Below are 23,775 nucleotides of genomic sequence, written 5' to 3' on the forward strand. Positions count from 1 at the left end.
CTCGAACGCAGCCGGGGGCGGGAGCCGGGCCGCATGGCGTCAGTCCGGCCACCGACAGCCGTCCCGAGCGTCGTCCACTCACCGTCACCTGCGGGGTTATGCCGCGCCGGCCCCAGGTGCGTCCAGCTTTGCCCGAACACGGTTCACTTCATGTGCGTCCACACACCCACCATGCCGCTGAACACCACCTCCCGAAAGGCCGGTCGACCACGCTTGACCGCGTGGTGGCGTCTCAGCCACCGAGCCTTCGGAAGCCGATCAATGCTGCAGCGATGCTGACGAAGGCCGGAGAACGCTCAGGCTTGCGCTCGTAGCGCCGGTGCAGGCGGCGGCATCGTCTCAGCCACGAACACAGTCCTCTCGCCCCCCATCGATGGCGGCCAAGCCGCTTGGGCCGGGCGCCCGGGGCCGGTCAGCGCCGTGGCGACCACAGGCCGTCGATGAGGACGGTCAGCACCTGATCCGCCTCGTCGGGGGCGTGCTCACGGGTCCAGGCCGCCGCGGCTATCAGCGCGAACAGCTCCGCGGCCGAGGTGTCGTCCCGTACCTCGCCGGCCCGCTGCGCCCGCTCCAGAAGCTGCTGGCCGGACGACTGCATCGACGTACAGGCGTTGTTCAGCTCGGAGGTCTCGTCCTTAAGGCTGTCCATCAGCATGGTTACGAGACCCCGATAGGTGGTGGCATGTGCCACCGCCGCTCGCACCCAGGTCGCGAGGGCCGCTCCGGCCGGCTCCGTGGTCAGCAACTCCCGTGCGGTTTCGTCGAGTTCCGAGATGCTGTCCCCGAGCATCGTCTCCAGCAGGGCCTCCCGGGTGGGGAAGTGGCGGTAGAGCGTCGCGTTGCCCAGGCCCGCCTGCTTGGCGATGTCGTCGAGCGAGGTGTGGATGCCGTGCTTGTCGAAGGCCTTCCTGGCTTCGGCCAGGAGTCGCTCGTAGTTGCGGCGGGCGTCTGCACGCATCGGGCTGTCTTCTCCTTGGCCGTGCTTGGAGTGGCGCCAAAACGGGGTATGACCCCGATTCTAACCTGGCTCTCCGTCGATCTCCTTGTTTGGTCAACCGGCAGGCTCCGCGGGGGTCGGGTGGTCGAAGGCGAGCGTCGCCGGCAGTTCCAGGTCGCTCGCCTCCGCGGCAGGTTCAGCAACTCAAGGCCGGTGAACGGGGTGAAACCGCTTTCCAGGCAGGTGCGTCCGGCAAGATCTCGGCCGCTGGGCATCGACGCCCCGCAGCGCCAGGACCAGGGCCGGCGGCTCCTTGCGCAGACTCTGCGCGGCGAGCGCCGCGAGGATGCCGTCCGGGCCGAGTTCCACGAGTAGTCGGACGCGGGGCTTCCGGATTACTCCGAGCCCTGTTCGGATGCCGGCTCCGCGTCGCTGCCCGCGGGGACGGAGCGCATGATCAGGGTGAGCAGGATGGTGAGGGCGGTGAAGCCGGCACCCCAGGCGAAGGCCGTGGTGACGCCCTCGGTGAGGACGAAGTCCGCGCTGCCCTTGGCGTCGAGTCCGACGGGCACCTCGTCGGCCGCGCCGCGGCTGGCGGCGCCGAAGACGGTGACCATGATGGCGAGGCCCAGTGCGCCGCCGATCTGCTGCATCACGTTCAGCAGACCGGACGCGGAGCCTGTCTCCTCCGGCGCGATGCCGGACATCAGGATGGTGGTGACGCCCACGAGCAGGGTGCCCATGCCGAGGCCGGCGACGAGCATGGGCCCGAGCAACGTGGAGAGGTACTCGGCCTCGGGGGTGATCTGGGTGAACCAGATCAGGCCGACGCTTATGGCGGCGGCGCCGACCGCGGTGAGCACCCGTGGGCCGGCCTTGGGCAGCACCTTGGCGGCGACGCTGGAGGCGCCGAGGATGAGCACGGCCAGTGGCACGAAGGCCAGACCCGCCTGGATCGGGGTGAAGCCCCGGACCTCCTGGAGGAACTGAGTGAGGAAGAAGAACATCGCGTTGCCGGCCGCCATGACGAACAGCAGCGAGAGGTAGCCGGTCGCGCGGTTGCGGTCTGTGAACAGTCGCAGCGGGGTGATCGGCTGCTTGGCGTGGGTCTCGACGAAGACGAACACCACGAGCAGGGCGACGGCGAGGGCGAAGGAGATCAACGTCAGCGCATCGCCCCAGCCGCTCTCGGCGGCCCGGATGAAGCCGTAGACCAGGGCGGTCATGCCGACGGTCGAAGTGAGCGCGCCGCCGAGGTCGAAACGGGCGGGCTTGCGCTCGGTCTCGTGGATGAACATCGGGGCGGCGATCAGCAGCGCGATGCCGATCGGCACGTTGATGAAGAGCACCCAGCGCCAGGACAGCCAGTCCGTCAGCAGGCCGCCACCGATCAGACCGATGGCCGCGCCGGAGCCGGACACCGCTGCGTACAGGCCCAGGGCGCGGGCCCGGGCCTTCTCGTCGGTGAAGTGCGTCGCGATCAGGGCGAGCACCGTGGGCGCAGCGAAGGCGGCGCCGATGCCCTGCAGGGCGCGGGCTGCGAGCAGCATCGCGACTGAGTTGGACAGGCCGCCGAGCAGCGAGGCGGCGGTGAAGACCGTGACGCCGATGAGCATGCCGCAGCGGTGGCCGAGCACGTCTCCGGCGCGGCCGCCGAGCAGCAGCAGACCGCCGAAGGTCAGCAAATAGGAGCTGAGGACCCAGGAGAGTCCGGTCGGGGTGAAGTCGAGCGCCTCCTTGAGGTCGGGGAGGGCGATGTTCACCACGTTCACGTCGAGGATGAGCATCGTCTGGAGGGCGAGCACGATGACAAGCACCAGGCCGTTGCGGCGGCCCACTGCATCGGCAGGGGCGGGAGCGCGCTGGCCCGCGACGCTCGTGGCGGTCTGTTCGCTCATGATTCACATCTCCTCAAAAGGCTAACCGGGGACACTCCACGATTCTTGTCGGTTGAAAATACAGGGACGGTCCCCGTTTAGCAATCGGCGGCCTTCCGTGTCAGTTGACGCCCAGTTACCGATCGCTCGGTGCGCTCTTGCAGGGCCGCGGGGGGAACGCGGTGGGCGTCCCGAGGGGGGCTCACCCAGGTGGCGCCCTGGGCCTGGCCTTCTTCCAGGGCCAGTACACGGCCGAGACGTCTGGCCGAGCGGGACTGGCCGGTAAAGGAGAAAGACGGGCGGTTCAGCAGCGCCGCCCTGCCAGGCGAGTTCATTCGGGGCCGACGTCGGTGCACCGCCCGACGGAGGATTCGCTGTCAACGTGTTCCTGCGCGACGGTGACACCGCCGGCTCCCGGCCCCGCCGCGGCCCGCCTCTGCTCCCGGTCCCCCCGTCCGGCCGGCTGACGGGCTCATCGCCCGGGACGCCGAGCTGACGCTCGCCGATCAGCGGCTGGCCGCAGCGCGGCGCGGCAGCGGCGGCGCGCCGCCGGCAGCCGGAGACCACCACACCCACGCGGCCGCCGAGGCCCACCGCGGCCTGGGCCTCTATCTCGCCGACAGGGGCGGGCGCTCCTGACAACCGGCGTCCGTCCCGACGACGCGGTGCTGCCGCCCGGCGCGCCACCCTCCGCCGCTGACCCGGCCCGCAGGGTTCAAGGATCCTGCCGATCTCGGTCGGGCCGGTGCGGTGGCCGACGGCGACCGTTCCGGAGGGCGAGGCGAGATGGCGCCGGGGCTCTGGCCGGGGTGGTGCGGATCATCATTTATGCTTCAAGGCGGCCACGGGTCAGCGGCACGTCGCTCTACGTGGCAACAGTGGCGGGCAGTCCGGCCGGTCGAGGAGCGCGCGCGTCGGGCCTTGGGCCGGAGGGACCGCACGGCCCGCCGCCGAGGCCCTGACAGGCGGCTACGACCTGGCCTTCGCCGTCGGCACCGGGCTGCTGCTCGTCGTCCTGGCCGCCGCCACCGTGCTGCGCCCGGCCCGCACCGGCCAGGTGGCCGAGGACCCGAAGACCGAGGACCCGAAGACCGAAGGCCCGAAGATGACGATGGCGCCATGAGAGCCGATCGTCTCGTCGCCGCCCTCCTCTTCCTCCAGACCCGGCAGCGCGTCATCGCCGCCGAACTCGCCTCCGAACTCGGCATCTCCGAACACGCCGCCCGCCGGGACCTCGAAGCGCTCGTCGCCTCCGGGGTCCCGGTCTACTCCCAGGACGGAAAAGGCGGCGGCTGGCGGCTCGTCGGCGGAGCCCGTACCGATCTGACCGGCCTCACCGCCCCCGAGATCCGCGCGCTCTTCCTCCTCGCCGACCCCGAAAGGAGAAGAAGGGCATGTCCAGTTGGACCGTGCCCAGTACGTCGTCTGCTCCGCGGACCCGCCGCCGCCCGGTGGGGGAGGTGGAGCTGGGAGTGGACACGCACCGGGTTGCCCATGTGGCCGCGGTGCTCTCCGCGACGGGGGCAGTACTGGCCACCGACGAGTTTCCGGCCACCGCGGCGGGATACCGCGATCTGCTCAAGTGCGCCAGGAAATTGGGAACCGTCAGGCGGGCCGGAGTGGAGGGACCGGCTCCTACGGGGCGTCCCTGTCCCGCTATCTGCTTGCCCAGGGTGTGGACGTGTTTGACGTGAATCGGATGGACCAGGCAGATCGTTGTCGGCGCGGCAAATCGGATCCGCTCGATGCCCAGAATGCGGCGCGAGCTCCACCGCATCGTGTTCACCCGCCTGCGGGTCGGCCCTCGCACTCAGGACTACTACGAGCGCCGGATCAAGGAGGGTAAGACCCGGCGCGAAATCGTCCGTTGCCTCAAACGCTATGCGGCCCGCGAGGTCTTCCACCTGCTCAAACAGCTACGGCCAGCACCCCGCTCATAGGGGCTGTCGTGACAGATGAGAGGCTCAGGCGAGTGAGCGAGACACCGACGAACACCCTGCAATACCGCTTTGACGGGCCAGAAGACGCACCGATCCTGGTGATCGGTCCCTCACTGGGTACCACATGGCACATGTGGGACCGGCAGATACCGGAGCTCTCCCAGCACTGGCGGATCTTCCGCTTCGACCTGCCGGGCCACGGCGGCGCCCTCGCCCACCCGGCCACCGCCGTCGGTGAGCTCTCCGACCGGCTGCTGGCCACCCTCGACGGTCTCAGTGTCCAGCGCTTCGGATATGTGGGCTGTTCCATCGGCGGCGCGATCGGCGCCGACCTCGCGCTGCGCCATCCGCACCGGGTCGCCTCGCTGGCCCTGGTCGCCGCCTCGCCCCGGTTCGGCAGCGCCGACGAGTTCCGGCAGCGCGGGGTGGTCGTCCGCACCAACGGCCTGGAACCGATAGCCCGCAGCGCGCCCGAACACTGGTTCACCCCCGGCTTCGCCGCCGCCCAGGCCGCGATCGTCGAGTGGGCCGTCCAGATGGTCCGCACCACCGACCCCGGCTGTTACATCGCCGCCTGCGAAGCGCTCGCCGCCTTCGACATCCGTACCGAACTCAGCCGCATCGGCGTCCCGACCCTCGTGCTGGTCGGCGCAGAGGACCGGGTCACCGGGCCCGCCGAGGCCCGGACCCTGGTCGCGGGCATACCGGACGCCCGGCTCGCCGTCGTCCCCGGAGCCTCGCACCTCGCCCCGGTCGAGCAGCCCGCCGCCGTCACCGACCTGCTCGTCACCCACTTCTCGACGAGTCGGCAGGACACCCTCGTCGCCATCCCCGTCCCCAGCACCGGCCCCGCGCTCTCCGCCCCCGTGCTGCCCGTCGCGGAGATCGCCCCCGCCGCGGATCAGCCGGAGGCCGCGACCCGCGGCCTGGCCGACCCGTACGAACCGGGCATGAGGGTACGCCGCGAAGTGCTCGGCGACGCCCATGTCGACCGGGTCATGGCCGCCTCGGACGAGTTCACCGGCGAGTTCCAGGAGCTCGTCACGCGCTACGTCTGGGGGGAGACCTGGACCCGTGAGGTCCTGGACCGCCGCACCCGCAGCTGCATCACGCTCACCGCGCTGGTCACCTCGGGCCATCTGGAGAGCCTGGCCGCGCATATCAGGGCAGCCCTGCGCAACGGGCTGACCCCCGCGGAGATCAAGGAGGTGCTGCTGCAGACCGCCGTCTACTGCGGCATACCGGCCGCGGGCGCCGCGTTCACGATCGCCCAGACCGTGATTCAGGAAGAAACCCGGCCCCACCCATAGCAGGATGGGGACCATGAACGCTGCGAACCCCGTGCACCTGACCCTGACGAAGAAGACGCACTCCTGCATCCGCCTGGAGAAGGACGGGCGAACGCTCGTCATCGACCCGGGCGGCTTCTCGGAGGAGGACGCGGCACTCGGTGCCGACGCGCTGCTGGTGACGCACGAGCATGCCGACCACTTCGACGAGAACCGGCTGCGGGCCGGTATGGAGGCCAACCCGGCCGCGCAGATCTGGACCCTGCGCAGCGTCGCCGACCAGCTTTCCGCGGCGTTCCCCGGGCGCGTCCACACTGTCGGGCACGGGGACACGTTCTCCGCGGCCGGCTTCGACGTTCAGGTGCACGGCGAACTGCACGCGGTGATCCACCCCGACATCCCGCGGGTCACCAATATCGGCTTCCTGGTGGACGGTTCGCTCTTCCACCCGGGCGACGCGCTCACCGTGCCCGACCACCCCGTCGACACCCTGATGCTCCCGGTGATGGCCCCCTGGAACAAGATCTCCGAGGTCATCGACTACGTACGTGAGGTCAAGCCGAGGCGCGCCATCGACATCCACGACGCGCTGCTCACCGATCTCGCCCGCCCGATCTACGACCGGCAGATCGGCACTCTCGGCGGCACCGACCACGGCCGGCTGACCCCGGGTGACTCGACAGGCCTGTGACCGGCGCCGGTCCGGCGACTGTCAGTGGGAGCCGCTACGTTTACTACATGCGCATCGCCACGTGGAACGTCAATTCGATCACCGCCCGCCTCCCGCGGCTGCTGGCCTGGCTGGAGAGCACCGGCACGGACGTGCTGTGCATCCAGGAGACCAAATGCGCGGCCGAGCAGTTCCCGGCGGACGAGCTGCGCGAGCTCGGCTACGAGTCCGCGGTCAACGCCACGGGCCGGTGGAACGGGGTCGCGCTGGTCTCCCGGGTCGGACTGGCCGACGTCGTCACGGGGCTGCCCGGCGGCCCCGATTACGAGGGCGTGCAGGAGCCCCGGGCGATCTCGGCGACCTGCGGCCCGGTCCGTCTCTGGTCGGTGTACGTGCCGAACGGCCGCGAGGTCGCCCACGAGCACTACGCCTACAAGCTGCGCTGGTTCGAGGCCCTGCAGAAAGCGGTCGCCCCCGACTCCGCGGGCTCCCAGCCGTTCGCGGTCCTCGGCGACTTCAACGTGGCGCCGACCGACGAGGACGTCTGGGACCCCGCCCTGTTCGAGGGCGCCACGCATGTCACCCCCGCCGAGCGTGCTGCCCTCGCCACCCTCCGCGCGGAGGGCCTCTCGGACGTGATGCCGCGCCCGCTGAAGTACGACCGCCCGTACACCTTCTGGGACTACCGCGAGCTGCGCTTCCCGAAGAACAAGGGCATGCGGATCGACCTGGTCTACGGCAACGCTCCCTTCACGGCGGCGGTCAAGGACAGCTATGTGGACCGCGAGGAGCGCAAGGGCAAGGGCGCGTCCGATCATGCGCCGGTGGTCGTCGACCTGGACCTGTGACCGCCGTCCGGTGACGTTCGCTGATCCCGGCGCACAGGGGCGCCTTGATGAGAAACGTCCTGGGGGACCATGCAGACCCGTACCCTACGACGTCTCCAGCTGCGGCGCATGGGCCCGGACCGCGTCGAGCACCTGCCGTTTGGACGGGTTGACCATCGCGTGCCCCGCCACGGACACCGTCGGAACGGTCTCGTTTCCGTCGGCGACCGAGCGGACGAACGCCGCAGCCTCGGGATCCCGCCAGATGTTCACCTCGGTGTACCTGAGGCGGGTGAACCGGAGCCGCAGGCGGAGCTTCATGCAGTACGGGCAGCCGGGCCGCCAGTAGACAACCATGCCGTCGCGGTCCTCGGTCATGCGCTTCCCCTTGTTCGCCCACGCATCTCAGATCGGCCCGGGCCGATGGTCAGTGGTTGCCGATACGGTGATCCCTGTCATTGTCCCGCTTGCCGGCTGCTCGCGCAGGCTTGGACCGCACCGCCCGTTCAGCGCCGGACGGGGCGTCGTATGCGGACCACGCGGCGGTCGCGCCGAGCGCCAGGACCATCAGCAGCGCACTCACCCACAGCGGCGACCGGAAGCCGAACCCCGCACCGATTGTGATGCCGCCGAGCCAAGGCCCCAGCGCGCCGCCCACGTTGAAGGCGGCCGTGGAGAACGAGCCTGCCAGCGTCGGCGCACCGGACGCCGACTGGAGCACCCGCGAGATCAGCGCAGTTCCGGTGCCGTACGCGAGCATGCCCTGGACCAGGACGAGCGCGACGACCGCGACCGGGCTCTCCGCGGTCAGTGCGAGCCCGGCCCAGCCGGCGGTGAGCGCCACCAGCCCGGTGGTGGTGACGGCGACCGGTCGCGCATCGACGATCCGGCCCGCGATGGTGACACCCAGGAACGAGCCGACCCCGAACAGTGCGAGCACGGCGGGCACCCACCCGGCGCCGACCCCCGTGACCCGGGTGACCAGCGGCTCCAGATAGGAGAACGCGCAGAAGGTCGCGCCCTGCACGAGCGCGCTCGTCAGCAGGGTGAGAGCGAGCCGCGGCTCGGTCAGGGACCGCAGTTCGGCATGCCCGCCCACCGCGTGGGACTCGGCCCGCTCGCCGGGGATCGTCCTGGCGATCACCGCAAGGGCCGGTACGGAGACGAGGGCGACGGCCCAGAACGCGGCGCGCCACCCCCAGTGCCCGCCCAGCACCGCACCGGCGGGCACCCCCACGACACAGGCGACGGTGACACCGCCGACCACGACCGACGTGGCGCGAGCCCGGGCGCCGGGTCCGGCCACGGAGATCGCGGTCACCAGCGCCACGGCCCAGAAACCCGCGTTCGCCAGCGCTCCGACGACCCGTGTCGCCAGCAGCACGCCGTATCCGGGGGTGACCGCGCCCATGACATGGACGGCGGTGAAGACGGAGAGGAAGAACAGCAGCGCGCGACGCCGGGGCCAGTTCCGGCTGAGCAGCGCCATCGCGGGCGCGCCGACCACCATCCCGACCGCGAACGCCGACGTCAGCAATCCGGCGGCCGGGATGGATACGTGCAGGTCGTCGGCGATGTCCGAGACCAGACCGGACAACATGAACTCGGAAGTGCCCTGGGCGAAGACGGCGAGCCCGAGCGCGTAGACAGCAAATGGCATGAAGAAACCCCATGGGCAGACTGATGGACGGACCAGGCAGGGGGTGTGGGCCGCGCCCGCCCGACAGGTCGAGCGGCAACGCGGAAGAACGTCAGGTCTGTTCACGGACGTGACGCGACAACGCGGCAGGCAGCCGTCGTGGTCGGGAATCTGCGCACGAGCGCATACGGGGAAGCACAGCCCACACTGCGGTGGTCCTGCGGCGGCAGCCGGACAGAAGCGATCCTCCGGCCCGATCGGCCGTGCGGGATCGACTCGACAGCGGGTCAGCCACCGGCGGGACCGGCGGCTAGAGTCTGTTCGCCTCGGGGCTGGACATGATGGCGAACGTACCAGTCCGGATCACTCCACCTCCACCCCTTCAAAGAGAATGACCTGCACACGTACCTGGCTACGGGACAACCCTTGGGCTGTGCGATCACGAGGGGCGGGTGTGACGGCCGGCCCGGCGGTGGCGACGGCGCGCGCGGCGGCGCACCGGTGGGCGTGCGCACCTGGTTCAGCACTCGAACGACAGGCCGCGCGCCTGTGGTGCGTAACCGGGCCGGGATGCGACCCTGAGTGGTATGAACATCCCCTTCTTGGGCAACTGGCGTAAGCGTCACGACGGTAGGCACGGAGCGGGCCTCGCGGCCGCCGTCGAGGCCGACCCGGACGCTGTGGCCGAGCTGCTCGCCGAGTGCGAGCTGCTGCGTGTCCGAGCAGGGCAGCGGGGGCTCGAACTCGACGACACTCCGGCCTCGTTGACGGCGCTCGACCAACTGCCTCCCCGCTGGCGGGACGACCCGGAGGAGCTGCCTTGGCTGGGTAACGACGCCGGGCTGTACCTCGGCACCGTCCTGGTGCGAAACGTCCCCGGCGCCGTCTGGCGCATCTGGCCCAGCGGGCAGCCGGTGGTGCGGCTCGCCTCCGGGCGCGAGATCGATGTCGTCGAGGCCGGGCTCGACTGGGCGATGGCCGGCAGCCCTGAGCTCTCGCAGGTGTACGCGGAGTCCGCCGAAGGCTAAGACCGACCGGCACATGGGGGGCGGCGTCGCGGGGCTGGGGCACGCACCTCGGGGCGTTGTCGTCAATCACCATGTTCCCCGAGCTCTCGGCTTCGCTCGAGCAGGGGAGGCCCCATTCGCCATGGCTCAATCCTCCGCCATGCGATGCACGCACCCCAGCCCCGCTCCTTCACTCACCCCCACGTGCCGGCTAAGGGCCAACTCCGAAACGCTAATAAAACGCCTTATACCCCATTTGTGCGTGTCGGGTGCGAAGTCCCTTGCCGGGATGGATAGTTTGCGCTGACCTCGACACAGCGATAAGTGGGTAGGGCAGCGTATGGCCGTCGATCCGTTGATCGAGCTGCGGAACGTCAATAAGTACTACGGAAAGTTGCACGTCCTGCAGGACATCAATCTCACCGTCGCCCGCGGGGAGGTCGTGGTGGTCATCGGCCCCTCCGGCTCCGGCAAATCGACGCTCTGCCGGACGATCAACAGGCTCGAGACGATCGAGTCGGGCTACATCGCCATCGACGGCAGGCCCCTCCCGGAGGAGGGCAAGGGACTCGCGGAGCTGCGGGCCGAAGTCGGGATGGTCTTCCAGTCCTTCAATCTCTTCGCGCACAAGACCGTGCTGGCCAATGTCTCGCTCGCCCAGCTCAAGGTTCGCAAGCGCAAGAAGGACCAGTGCGACCTGCGGTCCCGGGAGCTGCTGGAGCGGGTCGGGCTCGCCTCCCAGGCGGACAAGTACCCCGCCCAGCTCTCCGGCGGTCAGCAGCAGCGGGTGGCCATCGCCCGCGCCCTCGCCATGGATCCCAAGGCCCTCCTCTTCGACGAACCGACCTCGGCGCTCGACCCGGAGATGATCAACGAGGTGCTGGAGGTCATGCAGCAGCTGGCCCGGGACGGCATGACCATGGTCGTCGTCACCCATGAGATGGGGTTCGCCCGGTCCGCGGCCAACCGCGTGGTCTTCATGGCCGACGGCCGCATCATCGAGGACCGCACCCCGGAGGCCTTCTTCACCGCCCCGGAGACCGACCGGGCCAAGGACTTCCTGTCCAAGATCCTCAAGCACTGACGGGAGGCTCCCTGTTGCGCACGAGAAGAATTCTGGCCGCCTGCGCGGGCCTTCTGGTGGCCGTCCTCGCCGTCGGCTGCGGGAAGGAGGGCAGCCCCCCGGTGAAGGGGCCCAAGCCCGGCCAGCTGCCGGTCTACAAGGTCGACACCGTTTTCCGGCTGCCCGAGTCGAAGACCTGGACCAAGGCCAGGAAGCGCGGTTATCTCCAGGTCGGGGCCAAGGAGGACCAGCCCTATCTGGGCGAGAAGGACCCGGCCACGGGTATCTACTCCGGTTTCGACATCGAGATCGCCCGGATGATGTCGGCCTCGCTCGGCTTCGACCCGAAGACGATCCGCTTCAGGACGATCGCCTCCGCCAACCGCGAGACGGCGCTGCAGAATGGGCAGATCGACTACTACGTCGGCACCTACACCATCAACGCCATGCGCAAGAAGCTCGTCGGGTTCGCCGGGCCGTATTTCATGGCGGGCCAGTCCCTGCTCGTCCGCACGGACGAGCACGACATCAGCGGCCCGCAGGACCTGGCCGGCAGGACCGTCTGTTCGGCCGCGGGCTCGACCCCGTACCAGCGCATCGCGGCCGACTACCCGAAGGCGATCCTGGTCGCGTACGACACGTACTCGATCTGCGTCGACAACCTGCTGACGTACCAGGTCGACGCCGTCACCACCGACGACGCCATCCTGCTGGGCTTCGCGGCCAAGGCGCCCAAGGAGCTGAAGGTGGTCGGCAAGCCGTTTTCCGAGGAGCCGTACGGCATCGGCGTCCCGCGCAGTGACAACGCGCTCCGGTTCGCGCTCAACGACGCCCTTGAGGCCAACGAGAAGAACGGCAACTGGAAGAAGGCGTTCGAGGCCACGCTCGGACTGTCCGGAGTGCCCGCGCCGACTCCGCCGCCCATCGACCGCTACCCGGCGACCTGAGGGGACGGTCCACGACCATGGACGTACTCACACAGAACTTCTCGCTCTACGCCAAAGGCTTCCTCGGCACCTTCGAACTCACCGTCTACGCCTCGATCCTGGCGTTGCTCCTCGGCCTCGTCATGGCCTCGTTCCGCGTGGCGCCCGTCGGCTCGCTGCGAGTGTTCGGCACCGTCTGGGTGACGGTGCTGCGCAACACCCCGCTGACCCTGCTCTTCTTCGCCGTCCTGCTCGGCCTGCCGCGCTTCGGTCTGGTCCTGCCGTTCAAGGTCTTCGCGATCCTCGCACTGGGCTGCTACACCTCCGCGTTCATCTGCGAGGTGATCCGCTCCGGCATCAACACCGTGCCGCAGGGGCAGGGCGAGGCGGCCCGCAGTCTCGGAATGACCTTCGGACAGACGCTGGGCAACGTGGTGCTGCCGCAGGCGTTCCGCTCGGTGATCCCCCCGGTCGGTTCGACGCTCATCGCCCTCGCCAAGAACTCGGCGATCGCGGGGGCGTTCAGCGTCACCGAACTTCTCGGCACCTACAAGACCCTCAACGAGCTGGGCTACGGCATCATCTGGACCTTCGTCTGGATCGCCGTCGGCTACCTCATCATCACGTTGTCCATCAGCGCGCTCTTCAACGCGCTGGAGAAGCGCTACGGAGTGGCCCGATGACCTACACGCAGGCCGCCACCGCGCTCTACGACATCCCGGGCCCGCGGACCCGTAAACGCCACTTCGTGTACGGAATCGTCTCGACGGTCCTGATCATTGCCCTGGTCGGCTGGATCATCTATCTGCTCTTCGAGACGGAGCAGTTCACCAGCGCCAAGTGGACGCCCTTCGCGTACAAGGGCATCCAGGAGCTCCTGCTGCGCGGGCTCGGCAACACACTCAAGGCGTTCGCCTGCGCAGCTGGGCTCTCACTGGCCCTCGGGGCGGTCCTGGCCGTCGGCCGGCTCTCCGAACACCGGGCGGTGCGCTGGCTGGCGACGCTCCTCGTGGAGTTCTTCCGGGCCATGCCCGTCCTGGTGATGATCTTCTTCATCTTCGTGGCGCTGAAGGTGCAGCCGCTGCCCGCGCTGGTCGCCGGACTGACCCTCTACAACGGCTCGGTGCTCGCCGAGGTGTTCCGTACCGGCATCAACTCGGTGGAGCGCGGCCAGCGCGAGGCCGCGTACGCACTGGGGATGCGCAAGACGCAGGTCATGACCTTCGTGCTGGCCCCGCAGGCGGTTCGCGCCATGCTGCCCACCATCATCAGCCAGTTGGTGGTGGCCCTGAAGGACACCTCGCTCGGCTATCTGATCACGTACGAGGAGTTCCTCCACGCGGGCAAACTCATCGCGTCCAACCTCGACTACGATCTTCCCTTCATCCCCGTCGTGATGGTGATCTCGCCGATCTACATCGGGATGTGCATGCTGCTCTCCTGGTTCGCCACCTGGGTGGCCAAGCGGGAGCGGCGCAGTCCGAAGACGGAGGCTGTGGAAGTCGCACCGGCCGAACCAGGAACGGTGCTGCCGGGAGTGCACTAAGGGCTGTCCCGTCATCCCTGACGGGCGCACGACGACAGCTATGGCACCTCGCTGTGTTGTCGGAACGCCCGATTACGCCCAGTATGAGAATGCCCCTCCGCCTTGCGATGCACCGCATCTGACGCCGCGCGCTGATCCACCAGGGATGACGGGACAGCCCTTGGGGCGTGTTTCGAAAGTAGCGCCGTCCGCCCGCAGGGCGGGCCAGGTGGCGTCTGGCAGACGGGGCCTTCAAAGCCTCGTAGCTCGCGTTCGGTTTCACCGGGGTGGCCGCTTTGGATCAACGATCGCTCACAGAATGAGCGGGAAACGCGCCCACGAGCGAGCGTCCGCAGCATGCGGGGACGCGCGCCACAGGCGGGGCTGGCTGGTGTGGGGCGCGTTCAGGGCTGTGTGTCGGCCTGGGTCATGGAACTGACCGCGTCCGCGATCGTGTTCCTGTACAGGCCGAGCTTGGGCTTGAGTACCTTCGCGCCGGAGCCGAGCGGGAAGTTGAGCGTGTCCGCGTTGGGCATATGGTCGCCGTCGGCCAGCACATTCATCTCGTCGATCTTGGGCACGGTTCCGGTGGTCGCGCCGCTCGGATTGAGGTCGATCACCGCGTAGGCGGTGCGTCCGGCCCGGACCGGGTATGCGGGTGCCCCACCGAGCCCGCTCGGGATCAGCGGCCTGACATCGTGGCTGTGGTCCGCGGACTGCGAGTTGCCCAGGCTGACCAGTGGGTAGTAGCTCAGTCCGCAGGTGTTCGCGCCGACGTTGCGCACCTTGATCACCCGCTGGGTGGGCGCACCGGCCCGGCGGGTCACGTGTACCGACAGCTTCTGCATCTCGCACGGGTGCGGGTAGGCGTCACTGTCGCTGTTGGCGTCGCCAGCCGTCTTCGCGCTGCCGGCGTTCACGGTGACGGCGTTCGTGGTGCCGGTGTTCTGCACGGCATCGCTCGTCTTCACCGACCCGGAGGACCGCGAGGACCCCACCGAAGCCGCAGCGGCTACAGAACTGTCCGCCGAGCCGGCGGCCTTCGTGCCGGCACCCTCCCCACCGCAGGCGGTCAATGCCAGAGCGAGTACCGCAGTGGCGGCGGCGCCGATGACGGTGGCGTGGTGACGGTTGTGGAACGTACGCATGAGGATCCCCCAAGGGTGACAGCACGACAAAGACATGGGGCCTGCGGGCGAACCGCCCGTGACCTTCTGACACTCATCACTCTTCCTGCCAGCGCTCACGTCCTGCTGGCGCGCCGCTGACGCCCTGCTGACGTCCTCGCCGGCCGAAGCCCCCGCGCAGCGGGTCTGCCCCGGCGTGGGGTCAGCACAGCCAGGAGGGCGGCTTTGTTCACGGCGACGTGACGGCGTGCATGCCGATGGATCCGGATGCCCGCCGTGCCATGTTCCGCCGTGTGCCGAGCCGCGGCAGCGAGGCACGAGTCGCGCCGCCCCGACTTCGCACCGACGGAGCAGCCATGGGCGTGGGGAACGTCTGCTCCAGCAGCTTTCACTTGGTGCAGGTTGTACGTCTGCCGCCAGGACAGGTGGTCGGCGAGCGTGGCGATCACAAACCAGGTTTGCCGGCACGGACCATGACGTAGCCCATTTTGTCCCGGCACAGGCCGAGGATCAGCGGATAGGCCGAGTCCAGTTGCGTGGCCACGTCGGTACCCAGGAGTTCCTCGATCTGCCGGCGACGTGCCGCGAAGATCTGGGGGATCAGGTGGTAGGTGGGTGCGAAGTCGCCGGTCCTGTCACGTACGCGGTCGATGGTGAAGCCGGCCTGCCGGGCGAGGGCTGGGTAGTCGTCGAGGGAGCCGGGCAGGCGGGCGAGCGCGAAGCCTGCGCGGAACAGCGCCACGTCCTGGTCGGTGAACGGGACGTGCTCGAAGCAGTCCGCGAGGACGAGCCGGCCACCGGGACGCAGGACGCGCTTGGCCTCGTGCAGAGCACGGGGGCGGTTGGCGAAGTGGGCGAACGACTCGATCGCCCACACGGCGTCGAACGACGCGTCCTCGAACGGCAGGTTCATCGCGTCGGCCTGCAGGAACTCGGTGCGGTCGGCGACGCCGGTGCGGGCGGCGCGGTCGCGGGCCTGCTCGACCTGGGCGCTGCTGGCGGTGATACCGAGGACCTGCCCGCCAGAGGCGTGGGCCAGACGCACCGTGGGCCGTCCGGTGCCGCAGCCCACGTCCAGCGCTCGTTGCCCGGGCCCGAGGGCGAGCTCGTCGATCAGTTCGTCGGTCCACCGGTCCTGCGCCGCTGTCAGCTCCTGCCACGCCTCGTCCGCCGACAGCGTCCGCCCGGGCTTCGGGCGCCCCCCGTCGTCCCACATGCCCAGGTGCATGCTGTCACCCATTGTCAGGCTGTACAGACCCCCCAAGCGGTCGTACCACGCTCCGACCTCCTGCACGGAAGGCCCCTGATCCGCTGCCTGCTCCATGACGTCCTTCCTGCGCGGACCGGTCCGGGCCGATGCGCCGCGCCCGGCTCCTTTCGCCGTGCGTCCTTCAGCGTGCGGGGCCGGTGAACCTGTGGGGAAGGGCGCGTGGGGCGGAGCTCGGCGCACCTCGGTGCGCCCCACACCACAGCGCGCCGGGGACCGGGGCAGGAAAGGGATCAGTGGAGCGCGCTCTTCGCCTGCCAGTCGGACCAGGACACATTCCACGCCCCGTAGCCGTTGCCCTCCGCGACCGTCCCCTTGGCGTCCGCGCCGGTGATCTCGAACGGGTCGCCGACCTGGGCCTCCTTGTACAGCTCCGCGGCGTTCGCATTGCTCATGCCCACGCAGCCGGAACTGTGGTTGGCGACCCCGAAGTACGCGGCGTTCCACGGCGCGGCATGGGCGTACATCCCCGACCAGGTCAGCCGCATCGACGAGTCGACCATCTTGTCGTACGCATCGCCCAGACCGACCGTCTCGGAGCGCATGTTGATGGTGCCCTCCTTCGCCATCAGCACGGCCGTGCCCCGCCAGGACGCCTTCTGGCCGCCCGGGGTGCCCGCCGACATCGGCACGTCCATGACCGTCTTCCCGTCCCGGTGCAGCGCCAGCCGGTGACGGTCGAGGTCGACCTTGACCACCTGGTTGCGGCCGACGGTGAAGGTCGTCCGGTAGTCGCGCACGAACCAGCCGCCGGCCGTTCCGGAGTTGATGCCGTTGAGATCGGCGTCGAGCATGACGCGGGTACCGGGCTTCCAGTAATCCTTGGGCCGCCAGTCGACGCGCTCCTTGCCGGAGTAGTCCTGCAGCCATCCCCAGGAACCCTCCGTGTTGTTCGACGTGGACACCTTGAGTGCCTTCTCGACCGCCGCCTTGTCCTTCACCGGATTGTCGAAGACGATCGACAGCGGCTGGGCGATGCCGACCGTGGTGTTCTTGCCGGGGGCGAGCGTCAGCTTGTTGACCTTGTCGGCCTCGGCTGTCGAGAAGCCGGCGTCGTCCGTGCCACCCCTGGTGTCCGTTGCCTCGACGCTGTACTCGGTGCCGGGTGCGGCGACCCGGTCCGAGGTCCAGCTGCGGCCGTCGCCGGATATCCGGCCGGTGAGCGCGTCGCCCTCGGCGGCGGTCACCTGCACCGTCTTCAGCTTTCCGTCGGCCAGCGTCACCTTCACCGGCTTGCCCGCGGTGGCGCTGGTGCCCTGGAGGTTCACCGAGATCCTGGTGTCCGGAGCCTGAGAGGTCCCGGCGGCGTGACGGGAACCGGTGTCCGATGCGGCAGCGCCGCCGGAGCAGGCGGTCAGGGTGGCGCCGAGCACCGCCGTTCCGGCTATCAGGGTGAGCCGGGCCGGGCGGGCCAGGGGCGCGGTACGGCGTATGTGCCGGCGTTCAGAGGACAACGAAAAACCTCCAGGGCTGTGCTTCTCACCGGTGGAGAGGCATTCACCAGACTTTAGGTTCCTCAATTCCCTGACGAGCCATGGATTCCGTTGTGTGACAAGGAATGGAGCGCAACGGTCACCGTCCGGTCACATGTGCCGCTCGGACCCGTCATGGACCGCTGTGAGCATCCTGTGCAGCCCCGCCGAGCCGAATGGAGGGGCGGGACCAGGGAGGGCCACGGACATGTCAGCGCTGCTCGCGACCGGTGACCGAAGAGGTGAACAGGGGATGCGGATACGCAGTCTCACCGCAGCCGAGCACCGCACGGGTGTGACCGCGCGGCCGGGGGCGAGCTTTCTGCAATATCCGTCCTGGGCCGGAGTGAAGGACCAATGGACGTCGGACATGGTCGGATGGCACGGCGCCGACGGCGAATTGGCCGGCAATGCGCTGGTCCTCTACCGGCAATTCCCGGGCACCCGTAAATACTTTGCCTATCTGCCGGAAGGGCCGGTGGCCGACTGGGCCGATCCGGAGATCGACCGATGGCTGCGGCCGTTGATGGCGCATCTGCGGAAGGCGGGCGCCTTCGCCGTACGGATGGGGCCGTCACCGGCGTACCGGCGCTGGGACACCGCCCGGCTCAAGGCGGCCACCGGGCCGGGCCGGAAGGTCCGTGATGTGCTGGCGGCCGAGGTGGACCCGCTCGGCACCGCCGTCGCCGACCGGCTCCGGGCGCGCGGCTGGCGGCGGTGCGGCGGGGACGGCGACGCCGGCAACGACGCCGACGCGCAGCCGCGCTACGTCTTCCAGGTGCCGCTCGCCGGACGCAGTGCCGACGATCTGTGGGCGGGGCTCAACCAGGAGTGGCGTCGCAACATCCGCAAGGCGGAGAAGTCCGGTGTCCGGATCGTCGTCGGCGGCGCGGCGGAGCTGCCCGAGTTCCACCGGCTTCTGCGGATCACCGAGGAGCGCGACGGCTTCCGGCTCGGCCGCTCCCTCGCTTACTTCCAGCGTCAGTACGCCGTGCTCAACGCCGAACAGCCCGGCCGGATGCAGCTCTACCTCGCCGTCCACGAGGGCGAGATCCTTGCCGCGCACACCATGATCAGCGCCGGGCGGCGAGTCTGGTACCAGACGGGCGCGTCCGCCGACCACCGGCGCGAGGTCCGCCCCAGCAACGCCCTCCAGTGGCGGATGATGCTCGATGCGCACGCCCTCGGCGCCGAGCTGTACGACATGCGCGGGGTACCCTCCACCCTTGACCCCGACGACCGCTCCTTCGGACTGCTGCGCTGGAAGCTCGGCACCGGTGGGCAGGTCGTCGAGACCCTCGGGGAGTGGGAGACATCGGTGGGCGGAGCCGCCAACAACACGCTGTACAGGGCGTTCCAGGCGTACCTGGCCCGCCGGTGACCGCCGCGCGGACGACCGGCACGGTCGTACAGGAGGGGCCGCAGGGACGGCAGAAGCCGGGCTCGGTGCTGCGCAGCGGCGCCGTCATGGCCGCGGGTTCGGTCGTCTCGCGGGCGACCGGGTTCATACGCTCGGCGGTCGTCGTCGCCGCCCTCGGTACCGGACTCACGGCCGACGGCTACACGGTCGCCAACACCGTCCCCAACATCCTCTACATGCTCCTGATCGGCGGAGCCCTCAACGCCGTGTTCGTCCCGGAGCTGGTGCGGGCCGCCAGGGAACACAGCGACGGCGGCGCCGCGTACACCGACCGGCTGCTCACCGTCTGCACGGTCGGCCTCGTCGCCCTCACCGCGCTCGCGGTCGTCGGCGCCCCGCTGATCGTCGGCGCCTACACGGATTACTCCGGGGAGCAGGCGGAGCTCACGATCGCGCTGGCCCGCTACTGCCTGCCACAGATCCTCTTCTACGGGCTCTTCACCCTCCTCGGCCAAGTACTCAACGCCCGGAACCGGTTCGGTGCGATGATGTGGACACCCGTCCTCAACAACGTGGTCATCATCGCGGTGTTCGGGCTCTATCTGGTGGTCGCGTCCGGTTCCGAAGGGGAGTTGACCGCCACCCATGCCCGGCTGCTGGGCTGGGGGACGACCGCCGGGATAGTCGTGCAGACGCTGGCCCTGGTGCCCGCGCTCCGCGCCGCGAAGTTCCGCTGGCGGCCCCGGTTCGACTGGCGGGGGAGCGGTCTGACCCGCCCGCTGCGGTCGGCCGGATGGCTTGTCATGCTGGTACTGGCGAACCAGGGCGCCTACTGGGTGGTGACCCGGCTCTCCACCATCACCGGACAGCACGCCGTCGAGCAGGGGGTGGCGGGCGGCGCGGGCTACACCGCGTACAGCTACGCCTTTCAGCTGTGGGTGGTGCCGCAGGGCATCGTGACCGTCTCGCTCGTCACGGCGCTGATGCCGCGGATGAGCCGGGCGGCGGCCGACGGCGACCTCGCGGGGGTGCGCCGCGATGTCTCGTACGCGCTGCGGACCACGGCCGCGGTGGTGGTTCCCGCAGCGGGTGTGTTTTTCGCGCTGGCGCCGTGGGTGATGGGGGCCGTGTTCGGATACGGCCGGACCGGCGACGCCGATATCACGGTGATGGCGGGGATGATGATGGCGTTCGCGCCGGGGCTCATCGCGTACTCCGGGCAGTACGTGCTGTCCCGTGGGTTCTACGCGATGAGCGACACCCGTACGCCGTTCTTCCTGAACCTGGTGATCGCGGCGCTCAACGCCGGGCTGTCGGTGCTTGCCTATCTGACGCTGCCTGCGCGGTGGGCGGTGACGGGGATGGCGGGGGCGTACTCGGTGGCGCTCTTCGCGGGGTTCGCGGTCACCGGGTATGTGCTGCATCGCAGGGTGTCTCAAGGCGCCTCGGGGCCGCGGTCGGTGCTGTGGCGCTCAGCCGGGCTGTGGGCGCATGCGCGGCTGGTGGTGGCGTGTGTGCCGGCGGGGGCGCTGGCGTACGGGGTGGCCCGGGCGTGCGACGGATTCGGGGACTTCGCGGCCGCGGGGGCGGGTACGGCAGTGCTGCTGGGAGTGGTGGGGGTGTTGGCCCGGCCGCTGCGGTTGAGCGAGGTCAGCGCGATGCTGGGTGCGGCGTGTGCGCGGATCCGCGGGGCCGGGGGCCGGTGAGAGGGTGCCGCTCGCGTCCGGCGAACGATTCGTTCTCCCTGGCCGGACGGGCGTGATGGGGTGCTGGACAGGTGCGATCATGATCGTTGGGATACTGGTGCCATGCCGCGTGTGCTCCTGATCGAGGACGACCCCTCCGTACGGGAAGGGGTCGAGCTCGGGCTGCGTCGGCGCGGGCATGAACTCCGGGCCGTGGAGAGCGGGGAGGCGGGACTCGGTGCGCTGGCGGAGTTCCGGCCCGATCTCGTCCTGCTGGATCTGATGCTGCCCGGCATGAACGGCGTCCAGGTCTGCCGTCGCATAAGGGAGTCCAGCCAGCTGCCGATCATCATGCTCACGGCACGCGGTGACGACTTCGACGTGGTCGTCGGACTGGAGGCCGGGGCCGACGACTACATCGTCAAACCCGCCCGTACCGAGGTGATCGAGGCCAGGATCCGGGCCGTGCTGCGACGGCTCGCCGAGCCGGCCGGACGCATCGGCATCGAGTTCCACGGTGAACTCGCCGTCGACCGCGCCGGGCTGTCCGTCGCCAAGGCGGGGGAGCGCCTTCTGCTCGCCCCCTCCGAGCTGAAGCTGCTGCTGTACCTGTCGGCCTCGCCCGAGCAGGTCTTCAGCAGGCAGCAACTCCTCGAATACGTGTGGGAGCACAGTTACCACGGCGACGCGAGGCTCGTCGACGCCTGTGTGCGGCGGCTGCGGCAGAAGATCGAGGACGTGGCGGGCAGCCCCCGCTACATCCAGACCGTCCGTGGCTTCGGCTATCGGTTCGGGCCGCTGGCATGAGACTTCTCGCCGCCCGGTTCGGCCTGCGCATCCGCCTCATATCCGCTTTTCTGCTGGTCGCGGCGATCAGCGCGGCCACCACCGCGACCCTGACCTACCGCGAGGCCCGGTCCGCGATCCTTCAGCAGGCGCAGGACACGGCGGTCGCCCAGTTCCGGGACCGGATCACCGCACAGGCGGTGTCCCTGCCGGTCGACGCGACCCGGCTGCGGACGATGTGCCAGACCCTCGCCCGCGAGGGCAAGCCGCACACCTGGATCGTCTTCGCCGAATACGCGGAGCTGAAGGTCTCGTCCTCGGACCGGCCCGTCTCCAACGTGATCACACCCGAACTGCGCGATGCGGCCCGGAACACCGCGCACGCCTCGTTCCAGCGGGTCGTCAAGGACGGTAAACCCTGGCTGACGATCGGGATGCCCGTGATGTTCGACCGGGGCCAGGGGCGTCAGCCCACCGGGCTCGTCCTCTACGCCGTGATGCCGCTCGTCCCTGAGGAGGCCAATGTCAGCGCCATGGTCACCGCGGCCCGCGACGGCGCCCTGCCCGCCCTCCTCATCGCGCTGGTGCCCGCACTGCTTGCCGCCCGAAGTGTGCTGCGCCCGGTACGTGATCTGCGGCGGGCCGCCGCCGGTATCGGCCGCGGCGAGCTCGACACCCGTATCGAGGTGAAGGGTTCGGACGAACTTGCCGATCTGGCCTGGACGTTCAACGAGTCGTCCACCAAGCTCCAGCAGTCCGTGGCGGAGCTCCGGCGGGCGGAGGAACGTGCCAGACGCTTCGCCTCCGACGTCTCGCACGAGATGCGCACCCCGCTCGCCGGGATGCTCGCCGTCACCGAGGTCCTGGACGAGGACGCCGCGCACCTGAACGCCGACACCGCGGCAGCCGTGCGGCTGATCAGCGCGGAGACCGGGAAGCTGGCCACCCTGGTCGAAGACCTGATGGAGATCTCCCGCTTCGACGCGAAGGCCGCGGACCTTCATCCCGACGAGATCGATGTCGCCGAGACGATCCGCAAGACCTTGCAGAGCAGACGGTGGGAGGACCGGGTCGGCACCGAACTCCCGGAAGGTGTAAGAGCGGTGCTCGACCCGCGCCGTTTCGATGTGATCATTGCCAACCTGGTCGGCAACGCACTGCGGCACGGCGCCGAGCCCGTCTCCGTGCGGCTGTGGACCGAGCGGCGGGACGGAAGGGACCGGCTGGTGACGGAGGTCGCGGACAGCGGCCCCGGGATCGACGCAGCCGTGCTGCCGCACATCTTCGACCGGTTCTACAAGGCCGACGCGGCACGTACCCGGTCGGCGGGGAGCGGACTCGGTCTGGCGATCACGCAGGAGAACGTACGGCTGCACGGTGGCACGGTCCGCGCCGCCAACAACCCGTCCGGCGGTGCGGTGTTCACCGTCGAGCTGCCACGGGAGGGGGTGTGAGGCGGCTGCGCGCCCTGGTCGCGCTGATGACGTTCGCGCTGCCGGCGACCGGGTGCGGCATCCGGGCCTCGGACGTGGTCGAGGTCGGTGATCCGGCGACCGTGGACGTGGCCCCGGGGAGTCGGCAGGGCACGCTTCTGTACTTCATTTCCTCGTCCTCCCCGGGCACGCTGCTGCCCGTCGTACGGCAGACCGACGTACCGATGCAGGGCGTGTCCTCGGGCACGGGGGATCTGAAGAGCCCGGCGGGCAAGCCGCTCGTCCAACTGTTCGGCGGTCCCACCAGGGCGGAGATGAATGCCGGACTGACGACCGAACTCCCTCAGACTCACGGCGGGTTGAGCGTGACCATGACTCGCAGCGGGGTGCTGGTCCGACTGGACATCCCTGTCGCCGGACTTTCCGGACTCGCGCAACAGCAGCTGATCTGCACGGCAGTCCACTCCGGCGTGCCCGACCCGGGTGCGGCGGTGACGCTGTCCGGCACCGACGGCTCCGTCGGGCCCACCCACTGCACCGTCTGACCGTCCGCGGGCGCACTCCGGGACGAGACCGTCGGGCCGGGTGCCCCGGCCGGGGCCCGGGTCAGTCACGGGCGGGCATGCTATCGGCGATTCGGATCCATGTTCACTGCGGTCCTGACGAGACGTAGGAGGCGGAGTTACCCTGCGCGGACGATCCTTCAGTGGAGGTGCGCATGCGACGTTCCGTCGCACGGAATGTGTCCTTGTTGGGTGTTCTCGCCGCTGTCGTCTCGGTCGGGGCGGCCGCACCGCCCTCGTCCGCACTGCCGATATCGCCGCCCCCCAAGTCGCCCGTCGACGCTGGCTACGGCGGAGCCGCCGGAAAGCGGTGGGCAGCACGGCGTCCACCCTCAGCAGCGTGCCGTCGGCCAGGACCACGGTCTCGCCGCCGCCGTCCGCC

The 23,775-nt window shown here is 69.6% G+C and carries 23 protein-coding genes and 3 pseudogenes; 18 read left to right on the plus strand and 8 right to left on the minus strand.

Features of this window, described 5'->3' with window-relative positions:
* Positions 1-232: 232 nt before the first annotated feature.
* Positions 233-388: pseudogene (locus AB0N06_RS19210) on the minus strand (IS5/IS1182 family transposase); the annotation flags it as partial.
* Positions 389-412: 24 nt separating this feature from the next.
* A complete protein-coding gene (locus AB0N06_RS19215) occupies positions 413-958 on the minus strand; it encodes a helix-turn-helix domain-containing protein (RefSeq protein WP_366135868.1) in 546 nt (181 codons plus the stop codon).
* Positions 959-1,159: 201 nt separating this feature from the next.
* On the opposite strand from AB0N06_RS19215, the gene AB0N06_RS19220 reads away from it, so the two are divergent.
* Positions 1,160-1,312 carry a hypothetical protein gene (locus tag AB0N06_RS19220; RefSeq protein ID WP_366135869.1) on the plus strand — a complete coding sequence of 51 codons (153 nt, stop codon included), beginning with the start codon at positions 1,160-1,162 and terminating at the stop codon, positions 1,310-1,312.
* Positions 1,313-1,332: 20 nt separating this feature from the next.
* Here AB0N06_RS19220 and AB0N06_RS19225 read toward each other — a convergent pair whose 3' ends face one another.
* A complete protein-coding gene (locus AB0N06_RS19225; protein WP_366135870.1) occupies positions 1,333-2,835 on the minus strand; it encodes an MFS transporter in 1,503 nt (500 codons plus the stop codon).
* Between the two features lie 307 nt (positions 2,836-3,142).
* On the opposite strand from AB0N06_RS19225, the pseudogene AB0N06_RS19230 reads away from it, so the two are divergent.
* From AB0N06_RS19230 to AB0N06_RS19260, 7 genes and pseudogenes are all read left to right on the plus strand, one after another.
* Positions 3,143-3,220 (plus strand): annotated as a pseudogene (locus tag AB0N06_RS19230) (DUF899 domain-containing protein); the annotation flags it as partial.
* 339 nt (positions 3,221-3,559) lie between these two features.
* A complete protein-coding gene (locus AB0N06_RS19235; RefSeq protein WP_366135871.1) occupies positions 3,560-3,937 on the plus strand; it encodes a hypothetical protein in 378 nt (125 codons plus the stop codon).
* A pseudogene (locus AB0N06_RS19240) lies at positions 3,934-4,179 on the plus strand (HTH domain-containing protein); the annotation flags it as partial. The gene AB0N06_RS19235 and the pseudogene AB0N06_RS19240, both read left to right, overlap by 4 nt.
* 380 nt (positions 4,180-4,559) lie before the next feature.
* The gene (locus AB0N06_RS19245; RefSeq protein WP_366135872.1) at positions 4,560-4,754 is read left to right on the plus strand and encodes a hypothetical protein; all 195 of its coding nucleotides are present in this window, start codon (positions 4,560-4,562) and stop codon (positions 4,752-4,754) included.
* 32 nt (positions 4,755-4,786) lie between these two features.
* Positions 4,787-6,064 carry an alpha/beta fold hydrolase gene (locus AB0N06_RS19250; protein WP_366135873.1) on the plus strand — a complete coding sequence of 426 codons (1,278 nt, stop codon included), beginning with the start codon at positions 4,787-4,789 and terminating at the stop codon, positions 6,062-6,064.
* Between the two features lie 13 nt (positions 6,065-6,077).
* Positions 6,078-6,734: an MBL fold metallo-hydrolase gene (locus AB0N06_RS19255; RefSeq protein ID WP_366135874.1), complete on the plus strand. Its 657-nt coding sequence runs from the start codon at positions 6,078-6,080 to the stop codon at positions 6,732-6,734.
* Positions 6,735-6,781: 47 nt separating this feature from the next.
* Positions 6,782-7,561, plus strand: a complete 780-nt coding sequence (locus tag AB0N06_RS19260) for an exodeoxyribonuclease III (RefSeq protein ID WP_366135875.1) — start codon at positions 6,782-6,784, stop codon at positions 7,559-7,561.
* Between the two features lie 84 nt (positions 7,562-7,645).
* On the opposite strand, the gene AB0N06_RS19265 is transcribed toward AB0N06_RS19260, so the two are convergent.
* Both AB0N06_RS19265 and AB0N06_RS19270 read right to left on the minus strand, forming a co-directional pair.
* Positions 7,646-7,918, minus strand: a complete 273-nt coding sequence (locus tag AB0N06_RS19265; RefSeq protein WP_366135876.1) for a mycoredoxin — start codon at positions 7,916-7,918, stop codon at positions 7,646-7,648.
* A 49-nt stretch (positions 7,919-7,967) separates the two neighbouring features.
* Entirely contained in the window at positions 7,968-9,200 is a 1,233-nt protein-coding gene (locus tag AB0N06_RS19270; protein WP_366135877.1) for a Cmx/CmrA family chloramphenicol efflux MFS transporter, read from the minus strand.
* Positions 9,201-9,766: 566 nt separating this feature from the next.
* Here AB0N06_RS19270 and AB0N06_RS19275 point away from each other — a divergent pair.
* From AB0N06_RS19275 to AB0N06_RS19295, 5 genes are all read left to right on the plus strand, one after another.
* Complete coding sequence (locus AB0N06_RS19275) at positions 9,767-10,207, plus strand: DUF6278 family protein (RefSeq protein WP_366135879.1); 441 nt, start codon at positions 9,767-9,769, stop codon at positions 10,205-10,207.
* A 319-nt stretch (positions 10,208-10,526) separates the two neighbouring features.
* Positions 10,527-11,270, plus strand: coding sequence for an amino acid ABC transporter ATP-binding protein (locus AB0N06_RS19280; protein WP_366135881.1), 744 nt, complete (start codon positions 10,527-10,529; stop codon positions 11,268-11,270).
* Between the two features lie 14 nt (positions 11,271-11,284).
* Positions 11,285-12,196 (plus strand): glutamate ABC transporter substrate-binding protein, encoded by a 912-nt coding sequence (locus AB0N06_RS19285; RefSeq protein WP_366135882.1) that lies wholly within the window; start codon positions 11,285-11,287, stop codon positions 12,194-12,196.
* Between the two features lie 17 nt (positions 12,197-12,213).
* Positions 12,214-12,858 (plus strand): amino acid ABC transporter permease, encoded by a 645-nt coding sequence (locus AB0N06_RS19290; protein WP_366135883.1) that lies wholly within the window; start codon positions 12,214-12,216, stop codon positions 12,856-12,858.
* On the plus strand, positions 12,855-13,721 hold the full coding sequence (locus AB0N06_RS19295; RefSeq protein ID WP_366135884.1) for an amino acid ABC transporter permease: 867 nt from the start codon (positions 12,855-12,857) through the stop codon (positions 13,719-13,721). The genes AB0N06_RS19290 and AB0N06_RS19295 overlap by 4 nt, the downstream gene beginning before the upstream one ends.
* A 383-nt stretch (positions 13,722-14,104) precedes the next feature.
* Here AB0N06_RS19295 and AB0N06_RS19300 read toward each other — a convergent pair whose 3' ends face one another.
* From AB0N06_RS19300 to AB0N06_RS19310, 3 genes are all read right to left on the minus strand, one after another.
* The gene (locus tag AB0N06_RS19300; RefSeq protein WP_366135885.1) at positions 14,105-14,848 is read right to left on the minus strand and encodes a DUF4232 domain-containing protein; all 744 of its coding nucleotides are present in this window, start codon (positions 14,846-14,848) and stop codon (positions 14,105-14,107) included.
* Positions 14,849-15,272: 424 nt separating this feature from the next.
* Complete coding sequence (locus tag AB0N06_RS19305; protein ID WP_366135886.1) at positions 15,273-16,067, minus strand: methyltransferase domain-containing protein; 795 nt, start codon at positions 16,065-16,067, stop codon at positions 15,273-15,275.
* Between the two features lie 260 nt (positions 16,068-16,327).
* Positions 16,328-17,548 carry an Ig-like domain-containing protein gene (locus AB0N06_RS19310; RefSeq protein WP_366135887.1) on the minus strand — a complete coding sequence of 407 codons (1,221 nt, stop codon included), beginning with the start codon at positions 17,546-17,548 and terminating at the stop codon, positions 16,328-16,330.
* A 226-nt stretch (positions 17,549-17,774) separates the two neighbouring features.
* Here AB0N06_RS19310 and AB0N06_RS19315 point away from each other — a divergent pair, with 226 nt between their 5' ends.
* The 5 genes from AB0N06_RS19315 (at position 17,775) to AB0N06_RS19335 (ending at position 23,375) form a co-directional block, all read left to right on the plus strand.
* Positions 17,775-18,947: a peptidoglycan bridge formation glycyltransferase FemA/FemB family protein gene (locus AB0N06_RS19315; RefSeq protein ID WP_366135888.1), complete on the plus strand. Its 1,173-nt coding sequence runs from the start codon at positions 17,775-17,777 to the stop codon at positions 18,945-18,947.
* Positions 18,948-19,012: 65 nt separating this feature from the next.
* The gene (gene murJ / locus AB0N06_RS19320) at positions 19,013-20,632 is read left to right on the plus strand and encodes a murein biosynthesis integral membrane protein MurJ (RefSeq protein ID WP_366135895.1); all 1,620 of its coding nucleotides are present in this window, start codon (positions 19,013-19,015) and stop codon (positions 20,630-20,632) included.
* Between the two features lie 102 nt (positions 20,633-20,734).
* Positions 20,735-21,418 (plus strand): response regulator transcription factor, encoded by a 684-nt coding sequence (locus tag AB0N06_RS19325; RefSeq protein ID WP_366135889.1) that lies wholly within the window; start codon positions 20,735-20,737, stop codon positions 21,416-21,418.
* On the plus strand, positions 21,415-22,851 hold the full coding sequence (locus AB0N06_RS19330) for a HAMP domain-containing sensor histidine kinase (RefSeq protein ID WP_366135890.1): 1,437 nt from the start codon (positions 21,415-21,417) through the stop codon (positions 22,849-22,851). The genes AB0N06_RS19325 and AB0N06_RS19330 overlap by 4 nt, the downstream gene beginning before the upstream one ends.
* Entirely contained in the window at positions 22,848-23,375 is a 528-nt protein-coding gene (locus tag AB0N06_RS19335; protein WP_366135891.1) for a hypothetical protein, read from the plus strand. Before AB0N06_RS19330 ends, AB0N06_RS19335 begins: the two co-directional genes overlap by 4 nt.
* Positions 23,376-23,775: the final 400 nt, after the last annotated feature.

It is taken from the genome of Streptomyces sp. NPDC051020, assembly GCF_040683105.1.
Lineage (GTDB): Bacteria > Actinomycetota > Actinomycetes > Streptomycetales > Streptomycetaceae > Streptomyces.